The 14,725-nt window shown below is 63.1% G+C and carries 14 protein-coding genes; 3 read left to right on the forward strand and 11 right to left on the reverse strand.

Annotation, left to right across the window (positions count from 1 at the left end; genetic code table 11):
• Positions 1–14: 14 nt before the first annotated feature.
• The 5 genes from BUA69_RS12700 to BUA69_RS12720 form a co-directional block, all read right to left on the reverse strand.
• Positions 15–1,739 carry an ABC transporter ATP-binding protein gene (locus BUA69_RS12700; protein WP_046136888.1) on the reverse strand — a complete coding sequence of 575 codons (1,725 nt, stop codon included), beginning with the start codon at positions 1,737–1,739 and terminating at the stop codon, positions 15–17.
• Positions 1,740–1,803: 64 nt separating this feature from the next.
• The gene (locus BUA69_RS12705; protein WP_052950756.1) at positions 1,804–2,124 is read right to left on the reverse strand and encodes a hypothetical protein; all 321 of its coding nucleotides are present in this window, start codon (positions 2,122–2,124) and stop codon (positions 1,804–1,806) included.
• Positions 2,108–2,941 (reverse strand): ABC transporter ATP-binding protein, encoded by an 834-nt coding sequence (locus BUA69_RS12710; RefSeq protein ID WP_046136886.1) that lies wholly within the window; start codon positions 2,939–2,941, stop codon positions 2,108–2,110. Before BUA69_RS12710 ends, BUA69_RS12705 begins: the two co-directional genes overlap by 17 nt.
• Entirely contained in the window at positions 2,931–3,965 is a 1,035-nt protein-coding gene (locus BUA69_RS12715; RefSeq protein ID WP_046136885.1) for a FecCD family ABC transporter permease, read from the reverse strand. Before BUA69_RS12715 ends, BUA69_RS12710 begins: the two co-directional genes overlap by 11 nt.
• Positions 3,962–4,996: a FecCD family ABC transporter permease gene (locus BUA69_RS12720; protein WP_082093980.1), complete on the reverse strand. Its 1,035-nt coding sequence runs from the start codon at positions 4,994–4,996 to the stop codon at positions 3,962–3,964. Before BUA69_RS12720 ends, BUA69_RS12715 begins: the two co-directional genes overlap by 4 nt.
• Positions 4,997–5,080: 84 nt before the next feature.
• Between BUA69_RS12720 and BUA69_RS12725 the strand changes: the two genes are divergently transcribed.
• The gene (locus BUA69_RS12725; RefSeq protein ID WP_046136884.1) at positions 5,081–6,001 is read left to right on the forward strand and encodes an ABC transporter substrate-binding protein; all 921 of its coding nucleotides are present in this window, start codon (positions 5,081–5,083) and stop codon (positions 5,999–6,001) included.
• A gap of 57 nt (positions 6,002–6,058) precedes the next feature.
• The gene (locus BUA69_RS12730; RefSeq protein ID WP_046136883.1) at positions 6,059–6,973 is read left to right on the forward strand and encodes an ABC transporter substrate-binding protein; all 915 of its coding nucleotides are present in this window, start codon (positions 6,059–6,061) and stop codon (positions 6,971–6,973) included.
• Here BUA69_RS12730 and BUA69_RS12735 read toward each other — a convergent pair.
• The 6 genes from BUA69_RS12735 to BUA69_RS12760 form a co-directional block, all read right to left on the reverse strand.
• On the reverse strand, positions 6,943–8,817 hold the full coding sequence (locus tag BUA69_RS12735) for a glycosyltransferase family 2 protein (protein WP_160300166.1): 1,875 nt from the start codon (positions 8,815–8,817) through the stop codon (positions 6,943–6,945). The genes BUA69_RS12730 and BUA69_RS12735 overlap by 31 nt on opposite strands.
• A 37-nt stretch (positions 8,818–8,854) precedes the next feature.
• Positions 8,855–9,097, reverse strand: coding sequence for a hypothetical protein (locus tag BUA69_RS21010; RefSeq protein ID WP_046136882.1), 243 nt, complete (start codon positions 9,095–9,097; stop codon positions 8,855–8,857).
• A gap of 74 nt (positions 9,098–9,171) precedes the next feature.
• Positions 9,172–9,891 (reverse strand): LuxR family transcriptional regulator, encoded by a 720-nt coding sequence (locus BUA69_RS12745; RefSeq protein WP_046136881.1) that lies wholly within the window; start codon positions 9,889–9,891, stop codon positions 9,172–9,174.
• A 147-nt stretch (positions 9,892–10,038) separates the two neighbouring features.
• Positions 10,039–11,019: an Hsp33 family molecular chaperone gene (locus BUA69_RS12750; protein ID WP_143154508.1), complete on the reverse strand. Its 981-nt coding sequence runs from the start codon at positions 11,017–11,019 to the stop codon at positions 10,039–10,041.
• Between the two features lie 179 nt (positions 11,020–11,198).
• The gene (argF, locus tag BUA69_RS12755) at positions 11,199–12,131 is read right to left on the reverse strand and encodes an ornithine carbamoyltransferase (RefSeq protein ID WP_046136880.1); all 933 of its coding nucleotides are present in this window, start codon (positions 12,129–12,131) and stop codon (positions 11,199–11,201) included.
• Positions 12,132–12,330: 199 nt separating this feature from the next.
• Entirely contained in the window at positions 12,331–13,530 is a 1,200-nt protein-coding gene (locus tag BUA69_RS12760) for an aspartate aminotransferase family protein (RefSeq protein WP_046136879.1), read from the reverse strand.
• Positions 13,531–13,908: 378 nt separating this feature from the next.
• On the opposite strand from BUA69_RS12760, the gene BUA69_RS12765 reads away from it, so the two are divergent.
• On the forward strand, positions 13,909–14,481 hold the full coding sequence (locus tag BUA69_RS12765; RefSeq protein ID WP_280136820.1) for a GcrA family cell cycle regulator: 573 nt from the start codon (positions 13,909–13,911) through the stop codon (positions 14,479–14,481).
• Positions 14,482–14,725: the final 244 nt, after the last annotated feature.

Raw genomic sequence — 14,725 nt, forward strand, 5'->3', positions numbered from 1 at the left:
CCACAAGCCTGCCCCTACCCCTCCAGCGACCCGAACTGCGCCTCATGCAGCCGCGAATAATCCCCGCGGCGGGCAAGAAGCTCGGCATGCGTGCCCTGCTCGGAGATCCCGGTCGGGCCGACCACGACGATCCGGTCGGCATTGCGGATGGTGGCGAGGCGGTGCGCGACGACGAGCGTGGTACGGCCACGGGAGAGCGCGGCCAGCGATTGCTGGATGGCGAACTCGGTGGCGGTATCCAGCGCCGAGGTCGCCTCGTCGAGGATCAGGATCGGCGGGTTCTTGAGGAAGATCCGCGCAATGGCGAGCCGTTGCTTCTGGCCGCCCGAAAGCTTGACGCCACGTTCTCCCACCAAGGTATCGAGCCCATCGGGCAGCGACAGGATGTATTCGTCGAGCGCTGAGCGGCGCAGGGCTTCGATGATCTCCTCGTCGCTGGCGCCAAGGCGGCCATAGGCGATGTTTTCGCGGATAGTGCCGCCGAACAGGAACACGTCCTGCGCCACGATGCCGATCTGGGCGCGCAGCGATTGCTGGGTCATGTCGCGGATGTCGATGCCATCAATGCTGATGGACCCACTATCGACCTCATAGAAGCGCGGCAGCAGCGAACAGATGGTGGTCTTGCCGGCGCCCGAGGGACCGACAAAGGCCACGGTCTCGCCCGCCGCAATGGTCAGGTTGAGCCCGTCCAGCACCTTGCCATGGTCGGAATAGCCGAAGCTCACATCCTGGTAGGCGATGTCGCCCTTGAGGTGATCGACGGCGACGGCATCGGGCCGGTCGGCGATATCGGGGGCGGTGTCGATCAGCTTGGTGAAGCGGCGGAAGCCGGCAATGCCCTTGGGATAGCTTTCGAGCACCGAGGTGATCTTGTCGATCGGGCGGAAGAAGACGTTGACCAGCAGCAGGAAGCCGACAAAACCGCCATAGCTGAGCTCGCCATGGATGACGTACCAGGTGCCGGCCATCATCACCACCAGCTGCACGAAGCGGGTGCTGAAATAGGACAGGGTAATGCTGGCGGTCATATAGGCATAGGCGCTGAGCTTGGTGGTCTTGTAGCCCTCATTGCTCAGGGCAAAGAGGCGCTTCTCATGGTCCTCATTGGCGAAGGCCTTGACCACGCGGATGCCGCCAACGCTTTCATGCACGCGGACATTGAACTCGCCGACCTGGCGGAACAGCTTGCGCCAGGTTTCGGTCATGCGCGCGCCATAGCGGCTGACCAGCCAGGTCATGAACGGCACGATGATGGTGGTGAGCAAAGCCAGCTGCCAATGCACCGTGAACATCAGGATGAAGGCCCCGATGAAGGTCATGATGGCGATGAAGACGTCTTCGGGACCGTGATGGGCCACTTCGCCGACCTCTTCGAGGTCCTTGGTGACGTGGGTGATCAGGTGGCCGGTCTTGTTGTTGTCGAAATAGCGGAAGCTGAGCTTCTGGATGTGGTCGAAGGCCTGGCGGCGCATATCGGTTTCGATGCTGATCCCCAGCGCATGGCCCCAGTAATTGACCACCGCCATCAGGCCGGTATTGAGCGCATAGATCACCAGCAGCAGGGCGGATACCCCAGCGATGAGGCCCCAATTCTGGCCGGGCAACAGGTCGTCGACGAAGAGCTTGACCGCCAGGGGAAAGCCCAGCTCAAGCAGGCCGGCGAGAACCGCGCAGCCGAAGTCGAGGAAAAACAGCCCCTTATAGGGCGCGTAATAGGAGAAAAATCGGCGAAGCATGAGTGGTCTTCAATACAGCTTGGTCTTGTCGGCGCCCTCTCACGGCACGGAACGGGAAATTGGGTCAGGCGTGGCCGGCCGGCTCCATGGTGAGCAGCGCGGTCTGGCGCGGATCATCGTTGGGCAAGGCGCTGGCCGCAAGGGCTTGTTGCATGGTGATGACATCCATCAGCGCGCAGGGCTCCCAGCCACAGGGGCAGCCCTCGGGGCCTTCATGGGCGCCAGCCACTTCGCGGTAGAGCGAGCCGATGGCGGTCGCCAGATAGGCCAGCACCTCGAGTGGCGGCAGTCGCGTGCTGCCAAGCGCGCCCGAATAGGATGCCGAAACCGCTGCGCGGATAGCAGCATAGGTCGGGTCGGCGGTCTCGTTAGCTACGGGCAGCATCTGCATCTCCTTTGTTGTGCGCCGGGCCGGTCCGCAGGGGAATGCAGAGCGGGCGTCCATGCACAGGGTCGGTAATCACCATGGATTGCACCCCGAATACGGAGGCGATCATGGCTTCGGTCATCAATTCCTCGGGCGTGCCGGAGGCGGCGATGACGCCGTCATTGAGAAACACCAGGCGATCGGCATAGCGCGCCGCCAGATTGAGATCGTGCAGTACCAGCACAATGGTGCGGCCGTAATCGACATTGAGGCGGCGCACCAGGTCGAGGCAATCGAGCTGATGGGCCATGTCGAGATGGTTGACCGGCTCGTCGAGACAGACCACGTCGGTTTCCTGCGCCAGCACCATGGCGATCCAGACGCGCTGCAATTGGCCGCCCGAGAGCGAACCGAGACGACGGCTGCGCAGGTGAGCGACGCCAGTGCCCTCCATCGCCGCTTCCAGCGCCGTTGAATCGTTCTGGCTCCAGGGCTGCAGCATCGACTGATGCGGATAACGCCCCAGCCGCACCAGTTCCTCGACCGTCATGTCCTCGGGTGCCGATGGACTCTGCGCGAGCAGGCCGATCTGGCGCGCCAGGGCGCGGTCGTTGAACTTGGCGATATCAAGCTCTTCGAGCAGGATGCGGCCGCTTTCGGGCTTGTGCAGACGGCGGATGGCGCGCAGCAGTGTGGACTTGCCGCAGCCATTGGGGCCAGCCAGCACAGTGATCTTGCCGCGCGCAATCGGCAGGCTCAGCGATTTGAGCACGGCAGTATTGCCATAGGAGAGGCTGAGAGACTGTACCTCGATGCGGTTTTCGCTATCCGTCATGGCGTTGCCTGCCCATCAAGAGGAAGAGGAAATAGGGCGCGCCAATAATGGCGGTAACCGTGCCGGCCGGAACCTCGGTGGGGGCGAAGACCACCCGCACGATCAGGTCCGCGCCCACCAGCATGATGGCGCCCAGAAGAAAACTGCCGATCAGCCCGGCATAGACATTGCGCCCGACCAGCAGCCGGGCCAGATGCGGCGCCATCAGCCCGACAAAGCCGACGCCGCCGACAAAGGCCACCGACAGCGCCGTCATGGCCGCGGCCAGCGCGAAGATCAGCAGGCGGAACACCGGCAGGTCGAGCCCGACACCGCGCGCCGAGACTTCATCAAGATCGGCAGGCGGCAATTTGCGGGCAACGAGAAAGGCCAGTGCCATCACCGGCAGCATGGCGATGGCGGTGATCTGGATTTCACCCCAATTGACCTCGTTGACCGCACCGGCAATCCAGCGCGCCGCCTGGCTGGTCTGGTAGATCGGTCCGATCAGCATCATCACCATGGTCACCGACTTGGCGACGGCGGCAACGGCAATGCCGAACAGCAGCAGGCGAATGGCCGAGGAGGACTGGCGGCCGGCAAGGATGAAGACGAGGCTGATCGCCGCCACCGCCCCCAGCATGGCCGCAACCGGCTGATAGGCAATGGAGGTGACCAGCGCATTGCTCTCATTGGACATCATGGCGAGGAAGATGACGACGCCAAGCGCCGCGCCATCGATGACCCCGAGCACGCCGGGCGAAGCCAGCGAATTGCGGGTGATCTTTTGCAGCAGGAAACCGGCAACCGCCATGCCACCACCCGCCAAAGCAGCGATGACCACGCGCGGCAGGCGCAGTTGCAGCACGATGATCTTCTGGGTCTTTTCACCGGCGCCCAGAATGGTCGCAGCGACCTGATCAAGCGGGATCCAGGTGGAGCCAAAGGCCACGCCAGACAGGGCCAGGAGCACAAAAGCGAGACCCATGAGGCCAACGGCCAGCGGCGCCCGCGCCGCGGTCAGGGTGGATGGCAGGCCACTCATGCCGCTCTCCGCTTCAACAGGATCAACAGCACCATGGCGCCGACAACGGCAGTTATGGCGCCAACGGGGGCCTCCACCGGATAGATGACGAAGCGCGCGGCAATATCGGCCGTCGTCGCATAGACCGCCCCGATCAGCGCCGCCGCCGGGATCAGCAGCTTGTGACGCAGGCCCACCAGCCAGCGCGCCGCATGGGGCACGACGAGGCCGACAAAGCCGACCGGGCCAGCCATGGAGACGGCAGCTCCGGTCAACAGCGATACCGAGAGGAAACTGGCGCCCCGCACCAGCACCAGCGGCACGCCGAGACCGGTGGCGGTCGAGTCATCGGCCTGCAGCGCATCGAGCGTGCGGGCCAGGGCAATGGCGATCAGTGCGCCGACAAGAATGATCGGCGCGCCGCTCTGCACCAGCGCCATCGGCCGATCGACAAAAGCACCCGACAGCCAGAAAAGCAGCTGCTGCAATTGTGCTTCATTGGTGGTCAGGATGATCTGGACGATGGAATTGCCAAGCCCGGCAACGGTTACGCCGATCAAAACGATGCGAATGGGCGACAATCCACCGGCAGTGGCAGCCAGCAAGAAAACCAGCATGCTGGTTGCCAAAGCCCCCGCCGCAGCCGCCAGCGACAGGCCCAGCAGCGATCCGACCCCAAAGACGGCACTGGCCATAACCACCGCCACCGAGGCCCCGGCATTGAGCCCCAGCGTGTCAGGCGAAGCGATCCGATTGCGCGACAGGGTCTGCACCAGGACGCCGGCAATACCGAGACCGGCGCCGACAAGGGGGGCAATCACCGCCCGGGGCAGGCGCAGATTGGCGATGACCACCGCCGTCTCGGAGCCGTCAAAGGCGAACAGCGCCTGCCACACCTGCTCTAGCGAATAGATCTTGTAGCCGAGCGTCAGGCTGGCCAGCACGGCGATGACCAGCCCGACCACAAGGCCGGCATAGATCAATGGCAGAGGCCGGGCCAGCGGGCCGGATCGAACAGTGGACAGGGCGGGAGCAGACAGGGCGAACCCCATAAGATGATATTGACAGTCAGATTAAATTCTGACTGTTTGCCCAGATCATTTTCTGACCCACCCTGTCAAGTTTATAGGCGACAAATGTCCACTTTTCGTAACCTGATCGCGGGGGCCGCAGCAACGCTGCTCATCGCGCTCGCGCCGGCCAGTATGGCCCGCGAAATCACCCATTCGATGGGCGTTACCACAGTTCCCGACGCGCCGCAGCGCATCGTGGTGCTGACCAATGAAGGCACCGAGGCGCTGCTCGCTGTCGGCATTATCCCCGTCGGCGCCGTGCGCTCATGGCTGGGCGATCCGTGGTATGCGCACATCGCCGCCCAGATGGCCGACGTGACCGTATTGGGCGAAGAATCGGCGGTGAACCTCGAGCTGCTGGCCGCCCTGGAGCCCGACCTGATCCTGGGCACCAAGATCCGCCACGAAAAGATCTACGAGCAGCTATCGGCCATCGCTCCCACCGTGATCTCCGAGCGGCTACGCGGCGACTGGAAAGAAAACTTCACCCTGTACACCGAAGCTGCCGGCAAGGCCGATGCAGGCGCCGCCGCCGTCGCCGCCTATGATGAGCGCATTGCCAAGCTCAGCGCCGAACTGGGCGATGCCAAGGCCGAGAAGATCTCGCTGGTCCGCTTCATGTCGGGCCGCACCCGTATCTATCTCAAGGATACTTTTGCCGGCGTCGTGCTGGAACAGCTGGGCTTTGCCCGGCCGGCCAACCAGGACCGCATGGAATTCGTCGATGAAGTGACCAAGGAACGTATCCCCGAGTTCGAGGGTGATCGCCTGTTCTACTTCGTCTACGAGAGCGGTGACGGCGCCGCTGACAGCGCGGCCGCCGACTGGACCGCCGATCCGCTGTGGCAGGCCCTGCCCGTGGTTAAGGCCGGCAAGGCGCAAAAGGTCGATGACGCGATCTGGAACACCGCCGGTGGCATCATCGCGGCCAATGCGCTGCTCGACCAGATCGAGTCCATTTACGGCGTCGCCCCCACCCGCTGATCCCAATTGGCCGGCGCCCATGGTGCCGGCCGTTCTTTTGCACCCTGGAGTAAATCCATGATCAAGCAGTTCCTCGCTATCGCCCTTGCCGGCGTGGCCTTCGCAGCCCCAGTGGCAGCGCGCGAAATCACCCACGCCATGGGCGTCACCGAAGTCCCCGACGCGCCGCAACGCGTGGTGATCCTGACCAATGAGGGCACCGAGGCCCTGCTCTATGTCGGCGTGGTGCCGGTCGGCGCGGTGCAGAGCTGGAATGGCGACCCCTGGTATGCCCATGTTGCCGAAGCGCTCAAGGACACCGTGCCGCTCGGGACCGAGAATGCGGTCAATCTGGAAGTGCTGGCCAGCCTCGAGCCCGATCTGATCATCGGCAACAAGGTGCGCCAGGAAAAGATCTATGCGCAGCTTTCGGCGATCGCGCCGACGGTGTTTGCGGAAAACCTCAGCGGCAATTGGCGCGAAAACCAGCTTCTCTACAGCACCGCGGTCGGCAAGGCGGCGGAGGCCGAAGCCGGGCTCGCCAAATTCGCCGCACGCACTGCCGCGCTGCGGGACGCCGTTGGCCCCGCCATTGACGATCAGATGTCGCTGGTGCGCTTCGCGCCCGGCCGTACCCGCATCTATTACAAGGATACTTTTGCCGGCGGCATTCTCGAGCAGATCGGGTTCAAGCGCCCCGCGGCGCAGGACAAGGACGAGTTCGCCGAGGAAGTGCAGAAGGAACGTATCCCGGAAATGGCCGGCGATCGCATCTTCTATTTCTCGGCCGATGCCGACCCGGAAGAAAACAAGGCGAACCTGACCGAATGGCTGGCCGACCCGCTGTGGCTGAACCTCGACGCCGTCAAGAACGGCAAGGCCCAGCGCGTCAGCGAGCTGGTGTGGAACAGCGGCGGCGGCATTCTCAGCGCCTTCACCATGGTCGACGAACTGGCTGCCATCTATGGCGTGAGCTTGCCGGCAGCCGAATAAACCGGCGCAACTTGCGGAGCGGGCGCAGTCCCGCTCCGGTGGCGGTGGCGACGCCGCGACAGGATGGGGCGATGCTCGGTCTTGGCCCAGTGAAACGGCCTGTCGAGGAGCTCGCGCACCGCGCGCAGCGCGGCAAAGGCGATCAGCAGCCAATAGAATGGCAAGGCCAATTGCTGGAGCATCAGATGGTAGCGGCGGTGCCGGTGGAGCCCCAACAGGGTCTGCGCCATCACCGCGCCATGCCCCAGGGCGAACACACCGAGATAGAGCACCTGCCACGACAGGGGCGTATCGGGCAGCGCCGGGAGCCCCAGCGCCAGCCGCCCCACAAGGGTCAGCAAAAAAGCGCAGTGGAGTAGCGGCGCGACGATCATCCCCAGCACCAGGAACTCGAAGACCAGCATCGGGACCAGGCCCATTTCCTTATAGAGGCGCAAGGGACTGCGGTTATGGACGATGAAAGTCTGCATCCAGCCCTTGAGCCAGCGCGTGCGCTGGTTCATCCAGGTCTTCAGTCGGATCGGCGCCTCTTCCTGGGTGCTCGACGCCAAAACGCCGATGCGATAGCGCATCCGGGCCAGCCGCATGCCGAGATCGGCGTCCTCGGTGACGTTGAAGGCATCCCAGCCGCCCAGCGCCCGCAAAGTCGAGACGCGGAAATGGTTGGAGGTGCCACCCAGCGGCACCGGCAGGCCCCAGGCGGCAAGCGCTGGCAGCATAACCCCGAACAGACCCGCATATTCACCCGCGAACAGGCCGGTGAGCAGGCTCTCGCGGCCATTGTCGATCAGCAGTTCAGCCTGAAGGCATTCGATGTCCGGCTCGGCGCGGAACCGCGCGGCAGCGAGACGAAGCTGGCCGGGGTCGGGCGTATCCTCGGCATCATAGACCACGACATGCTGACCCCGGCAGAGCGGCAGGGCGAAATCGAGCGCCTTGGGCTTGGTCAGGGGCAGAGCTTCGGGCACCGGCACCAGCGAGAAGCGCGGATCGTCAAGTAACTGGCGTACCGCCACCAAAGTCGCCGCCGAACGGGCCTCGACCACGAATTTGATGTCGAGCTTGTCGGCGGGATAATCCAGCGCTGCCATCGCCCGCTGCAATTGCGGCACCATATGCGCCTCGTTGCGCAACGGGATCAGCACCGAATAGACCGGCAGTTCGGCGTCGGGGATCGGCTCGGGCGCAGCCGCAACCGGCGTGACCAGCGCATGGCGGATGGCGGCAAGGCGAATGGCCGCAGGCACGGCCAGCATGGCAAGCACCAGCAGGCCGAGTACCGACGGCCCCAGAAACGGCATGAGGATTACCGCGCCGAGCAATACCAGCAGGCCAGAAACGAAGAGCCATCGCGCCGGCCTGGTCAGTTCCAGTTGTGCTGCTGCATAGGGCCAGCGGCGGGCAAGATTTTGGCGGGCGCCATCGATCAGTGCCGACGAACACGCATTGACCAGATAGGCCCGCAGGGCCGAGGCCGGAACGAGGCAAACCTGGCGCGCCAATGCGGGATGGCGGCGCCGATATGCCTTCATCGCCAGGAGATTGCTGAAATCGGGAGCACAGAACAGCACATCGATGTCCAGGACCATGACGCGGAAGCACTTGATATCGGCCAGGGCGTCGAGCCGCACCGGGGCGCTGGAGCCACTGAGATTGCGCGGCACCACGTCGAAATAGGCCATATCCAGCCATGCGGCGGCGCGCTCCATTGCCGGCGCCTCGCCGATGCCGAGGATCACGGCGCAATAGACCAGGACGTCGATCTCGCGTTCCAGAGCGGCATGGAGCACTTGGCGTGCAGTCTCGTCGTCCGGGCAATCCTGGCGCAAGATCGCTTTTATCAAGTCCAACGTGTCCGACACGGCAACCTGCAAGTTTGGGTCAATGCGGGAGCAGACTGTGCTGGCGGGGATCTGGAGGACGGCTGACGCGCCAGATGATCTGCAAAATGAGCTGCGTAATCGCCCGGGTATCATCACGACAATGGCCCGCATCGGCATCGCGGCAGCTCGGGGCGTCACCACCCGGCAGGTCAAAGTGTCCCCGGTGCTGCAGATGCCCATTGCGCCCGTGCAAGACCAATGCCGGTCCAGCGACCAGCGCGCTTTCCAGATGCGCCTTCATTGCTGCCCCCAACGCCGTCCGGGCGTTAAGACTTCATTTAGGCAGTGGAGCCGGCCGTGCGGTATTGGGGGAAGTCACAATGCGATGAGACGATAACGGATCGCCTCAACGACCGTGTGCAGCCGGTTGCTGGTGCCCAGTTTGCGCTGGGCGTTCTCGCAATGCTGGTTGACCGTGCGCTCGGTCAGGCCGGTGATGGTGGCGATCTCATGGGCCGTTTTGCCATTGGCCGCCCATTTGAGCACCTCGGCTTCGCGCTGGGTAATGGCACGACGCTGGCTGGCATCGTCGGCATTGGCATTGATGTGGCGCATCTGTCCGTGGGCATAGAGAGCCAGCATATGCAACTCGAGCCGCAGCGTATGAGTCAGGTGCCCGGTCGGACCGACCAGCGATACAGCGCCATGCCCCCCACCTCCGAGATGAATGGGGACACAAAGCCCCTCGCGCAAACCGAAATCGCTGGCTTCGCTTTTGATCCGCTGTCCCATGCGGTCGGCATTGGGATCGAAGGGCGCTTCGTCCCAGGTGAACGGCATGGCCGTGGAAAAGCAGTAGCGGGCGACCGGATCGAAACGCACATAGTCGCGCTCGATATAGCGTTCGTAGAACTCCTCCGGCCAGCCCGAAAGCAGCACGAGCGGGCGCACATCCATTCCCGGATCAGGCAGTCCTGAAATTATGAAGCGATCAAACCCGTAAGAGCAAATCGCCTTGTGCATCAGATCGAAGACGGCCGGCGCGCTGGTCTGGCGCTGGATCGCCTCGATCGTCGAGAGCAGATCGACATTCACCTGGCATCCCCCTGGCCCGGTTCATGCGGTCAGTCTGGCCGGATACGCGAGATTGCGCAAGTCATGCCTACATCCTCAAACTGCTGACAACAAAGAAAAACCGCCGCCCCGTTGGGAGCGGCGGTTTCGTGCGGCAGTGCAACTGCGCTAGTGCTTGACGCCGAACTGGTGCGGATTGAAGTGATAGGCCGTCGAGCAGAATTCGCAGACCACCTCGATTTGACCATCCACCGCCATTTCTTCGCGGTCTTCGGCTGAAAAACTATCGGCCAGCATTTCTTCGATACGATCGGCCGAGCAGGTGCAGCGCTCAACCATTGGCAGGGGCGAGAACACCCGCACGCCGGTCTCGTGATAGAGCCGGAACAGTAGCCGCTCGGGCGACAGGTCCGGATCGGCCAGTTCGAGATCCTCGAGCGTTGTGAGCAGGGCCTTAGCCTCGCTCCAGCCATCGGCCTCGTCCAGTTCCTCGTAATTGCCATCGCCCGGCAGGTCGATCTGCCGGCTGATGCCGCTCTCCGGCAGGTGCTGGATCAGGACGCCACCGGCGCGCCAATGGGGCCGATGATCGCCCTTGCGGGTGATCTCGGCAACCGCCAGCCGCACCATGGTAGGGATCTGCTCGGATTGCATGAAATAGGTATGCGCCACTTCCTCGAGCGAATGACCATCAAGGGCGACAATACCCTGATAACGCTCGGTATGGGGGCCCTGGTCGATGGTCATGGCCAGATGGCCCTTGCCGAGTAGTTCGCCCGGCTTGGTGCGGCCGCTCTCGGCTGCCTTGACCAGGGCATCGTGATCGAAACGGGCATAGCCGCGCAGCCCGTCGGGGGCGTCGAAATCGACGACGATCAGGTTGACCGGGCCATCGGTCTGGGTCTGCATGATGAAGCGCCCCTCGAACTTGAGCGAGGAGCCGATCAGCGCCGCCAGCACCACCGCTTCACCCAGCAGCCGGGCAACCGGCGCCGGATAGGAATGGCGATTGAGAATGGTGTCCAGGGCATCACCCAGCCGCACCGAGCGGCCACGGGTATCGAGCTTGTCGAGGGTGAAGGGCACCACGGCATCGTCGCCCGTTTCCGGGCGATCGAGACCGAGGGAAGACATCAGGGTGTCGGTCATGGCAGTCGCGTCCGTCGTCATTGTCAGAAAGGGCTTTCAGGTCGGCAAGGCCAACCAGCAATACCAGCAGACCCCATCCTGAGCGCATCGAAAGCAGACCACAACCCAAGGTGGGTGCGATCTGCTGGTTCGACAGGCTCACCATGAAGTCTGGTGATGAATCCGGTCAATATCGGGGACTAGTTGGTCTCGACCCCGAAGGCCCAGCACAGGATGGCTTTTTGTGCATGGAGGCGGTTTTCGGCTTCGTCAAACACCACTGACTGGGGACCGTCGATCACCTCGTCGGTCACCTCGTCGCCGCGATGGGCGGGCAGGCAGTGCATGAACAGAGCGTCTTTGTTCGCCAGGCCCATCAAATTGGTGTTCACCTGGTAGGGTTTCAAGACCCGGCGACGCTCGGCGGCGTCGGTGTCGCCCATCGACACCCAGGTATCGGTGACGATCAGGTCAGCATTCTCGACCGCCTCGCGCGGATCCTCGATCAGCTTGACCCATTTTCCGGCCTTTTCGATATCCAGCATCAGGTCCTTTTCGGGCCAGTATTCGTCCGGCACGGCAATCGTCAGCTCGCACTCGAACAGCTCGGCCGCATTGACCCAGGAATGCAGCACGTTGTTGCTGTCGCCAACCCAGGCCACCTTGGCGCCCTTGATATTGCCGCGATGCTCTTCAAAGGTCATCAGATCGGCCATCACCTGGCAGGGATGGGCGCGGCGGGTCAGGCCATTGATCACCGGCACGGTAGCGCCTTCGGACAGCTCGACCAGATCGGCATGGCTGAGAATGCGGATCATGATGGCATCGACATAGCGGCTCATCACCCGGCCGGTATCGGTCAGGGTTTCCTCGCGGCTCAGCTGCATGTCCTGGCCGGACAGCATGATGGTCTCACCACCAAGCTGGCGCATGCCGACGTCGAAGCTGACCCGGGTGCGGGTGGACTGACGCTCAAAGATCATGGCCAGGACTTTATCGGCCAGCAGCTTGGGCCGGTCGCCATCCTTGAGGCGGCCTTTGAGGGAAACGGCGGCGTTGAGCATGCCGCGCAGTTCGGAATAGGAAAAGTCGTCGATATTGAGAAAATGCCGTGGGGTGCCGGTCGAAGTCATGGGCCGGGTTCCTTTTTTGACGCTTGGGTTCGTGAGCTGATCGCTCGGTCGCTCCTCTCTTTGCGAGAGGTCGAGGGCGGCGCCCGGTGCGCAGACTTTAGTCTGCACGGCTCCGGGGCCGACCCTAGCCCTCCCCTTCAGGGGGGAGGGAACAGGCCGCGTCGTCGGCGGCCGAAATAGCGAACCCGCGTGCTCATGCTTACCCCACGGCTGGAACCGAAGCGGTTTCAGCCTCGATGGCGGCAAAGGCCGCACCAAGCTTGTCCATCGCCTCTTCAATGTCGGCTTCGGAGACGATCAATGGTGGCAGCAGGCGCAGCACATTGTCGCCGGCACCGATGGCTAGCATCTGGTGGTCATCGCGCAGGCGGGCAACGAAGTCGCGCACCGGCGGGGTGATCTTGATGCCGGCAAGCAGGCCCTTGCCGCGCGATTCCACCACGTAATCGGGATATTTCTGCGCCAGCTGCTGCAGGTGCCAGGCGAGCTTCTGGCCCATCTGGTTGACGTGATCGATGAAACCTGGCGCCAGGATGCGGTCGAGCACGGCATTGCCGACGGCCGACGCCAGCGGATTGCCGCCATAGGTCGAGCCATGGGTGCCGGGCACCATGGAGGCGGCAACGTCGCCCTTGGCGAGGCACGCACCCAGCGGGAAGCCGCCGCCAATGGCCTTGGCCACGGCGACGATATCGGGCGTGATGCCGCTCCATTCGAAGGCAAAGAACCGGCCAGTCCGGCCGTAGCCGCACTGCACTTCGTCCAGGATCAGCAGCATGCCGTGCTCATCGCAGAGGGCGCGCAGGCCCTGCATGAATTCGGGGGTCATGGCGGTCACGCCGCCCTCACCCTGCACGGTTTCGATCAGGATGGCGCAGGTCTGCGGCGTGATCAGCGCTTCGACGGCCTTGAGATCGCCGGGCGCGGTGTGCTTGAAGCCGGCCATTGGCGGGCCGAAGCCTTCCAGATAGCTGGGGTTACCGCCGGCGGCGATGGTACCCATGGTGCGGCCGTGGAACGAGCCGGTAAAGGCGATGATCTCGTAGCGATCAGTCTCGCCCTTGGCCCAGAAATAATGCCGCGCGGTCTTGATGGCGCATTCCAGCGCCTCGGCGCCCGAATTGGTGAAGAACACCGAGTCGGCAAAGGTCGCATCGACGAGCCGCTGCCCCAACCGTTCCTGCTCGGGAATGGTGAAGACATTGGAGGTGTGCCAGACCTTGTCGGCGGCGGACTTGAGCGCGGAGACAAGATGAGCGTCGCCATGGCCGAGCGCGTTCACGGCAATGCCGGAATGGAAGTCGAGATAGGATCGGCCGTGCTGGTCGTACAGGCGCATGCCTTCGCCCCGCTCAAACGCGAGTTCGGACCGGGCATAGGTGCCGTAGAGCGCAGACATGGCATATCCTCAATATCAAGCTGTTGCAGGAAAGGCGCAGCGGACCAATCAGTTTGCCACTGGCCCCGAAAAGACCAAAAACGCGCTCCTTTTTGCAGCGCGTCGCGGGGGGCAGTTAGGCGATTTTCGTCTTGAAAGTCAATGTTTCGCGGGCGTGTCGCCAGCAAGTGCCTGATATGACTCTGACTTTCTTTACCGGATTTTAACCAAGTGTTTTCCCCGTGAAAGTTGGCTCGGACTCTTGATCCCGATTCCTCCCATGGCGTACTATAGAAGGCGTCGGGGACACGATATCTCGTGTGGCGGACCCGCTCTGCATACGACGTGTAGATATACCAGGTTGCCGACCATTTTGGCAGCACAATGAAGGATTCTGTTTTGACGATAGATTCAGGAGCACAATCGGCGGGCTGGTCTGAGGATCGCGTCGAACTTTTGAAGAAGCTCTGGATGGAAGGCCTTAGCGCCAGCCAGATCGCTGGCGAACTCGGCCAGGGCGTCACCCGCAATGCGGTGATCGGCAAAGTCCACCGGCTCAAGTTGTCGGCGCGCGCCAAGCCAACCAATTCCACGCCGCGCGCCCGTCCGGCAGCGCGTCCAGCGCCTCGTCGGGTCGCGAGCCCCACGGCAAGCATCGGCAGCACCATGGCCGGCATGAACAAGGTTCGCGCCAGTGTCAGCCGTCCGCAGTCGATCGGCGCCACCGCGCTGGCCGTCAGCAATGATGTCGAAGTCCAGATGTATGTCGCGCCGGTAGCGGCCGAGATTTTCATTCCTGAAGACAAGCGGCTGAGCCTGCTGCAGCTGAACGAGCACACCTGCAAGTGGCCAATCGGCGATCCACTGACCAAGGACTTCTATTTCTGCGGTCAGCACTCGCAGGACTCGACGCCCTATTGCGAATTCCACTCGCGCCGCGCCTACCACCAGGTAGACAAGAAGCGTCGCTAAGCGGATTGCAGACTGAGAATGACAAGGGGCGCCACTGGCGCCCTTTTTGTTTTGGGAGGTGGTGGGGTCAAAGGTTGCCCGCCGCCGCGACATGTAATGGCCGCATCTCCCCATCATCACGGAGTCATTCCCGCGCAGGCGGGAATCCACTCTTGGGCGGCCACGGCAGGAAGAATAGATTCCCGCCTGCGCGGGAATGACTCAGGGGTGTTAGTAGCGCTGTGTCCGCGGCGCTTCATGCCAA

The sequence above is a fragment of the Devosia limi DSM 17137 genome (assembly GCF_900128975.1).
Classification (GTDB): domain Bacteria; phylum Pseudomonadota; class Alphaproteobacteria; order Rhizobiales; family Devosiaceae; genus Devosia; species Devosia limi.